Genomic DNA, 708 nt, shown 5'->3' on the forward strand with positions numbered 1-708 from the left:
ACATGTTATCCTCACATCGGTTGAATATCCGCTGCCTCCGCCGTTTCCAGAAGGACGAGTTACCAGAGGAGCAAGATAAATGTAAAGCCTCCGATTGGTGGGCAGATTATAAAAAGTCCAGGCTGCAGATTGACCGGGTTGCGTCAGCCAGGTCCAGCCAGATACATTGTTGCCGAGGCTTGCAAGAAAATCAGCCTCGTTTGTCACAGAGGCTACATTTACTGGGCCGTATTGAGCAACCTTGGCGGGAATGGTTCCTGTGAGTGTCGTCCAGTTGTAGTCATGCGGGCATAACCAGCTGGATGAGGAAGCATTTTCGGGCATCTTCATCCATCCAGAGAGAAGGGTGCGGTTTGCCGCATCGTCCACAAAGGCGCATTCCCTGGTCAAATCATTTTTAACCAGGTTTTGGCAGTCTCCTGATGCCCCTGAATGCCACTTCGTGCAGCAACGCTCATTCTCAAAGCCCTGGCAATTGCTCCTTACAGTAACCAGTGTGTAGTCTTCCGGGCAAGGGCCATATGGACCCAATATCTCCCAGCCATCGGGCGGCGTGCAGTCCATGCACTCATCCCCTGGCAGGAAACTCGCACATTGCATCGTATCATTGTTGACTATCAACTGAAGTGGCAATGGAGCAGCAACGACAATTCCAGATATTATGAAGAATGCCAGGATGGCCGCAATATTAACGATATTCATACATGA

1 protein-coding gene is annotated in these 708 nt (G+C 50.4%); it reads right to left on the bottom strand.

Going from position 1 to position 708, the window contains the following annotated elements:
* The coding region (locus tag BP727_RS10105) for a hypothetical protein (RefSeq protein WP_286858666.1) at positions 1–564 on the bottom strand (564 nt) is incomplete at its 3' end.
* Between the last annotated feature and the right edge of the window lie 144 nt (positions 565–708).

Source organism: Methanosaeta sp. UBA356, from assembly GCF_002496465.1.
Classification (GTDB): Archaea; Halobacteriota; Methanosarcinia; order Methanotrichales; family Methanotrichaceae; genus Methanothrix; species Methanothrix soehngenii.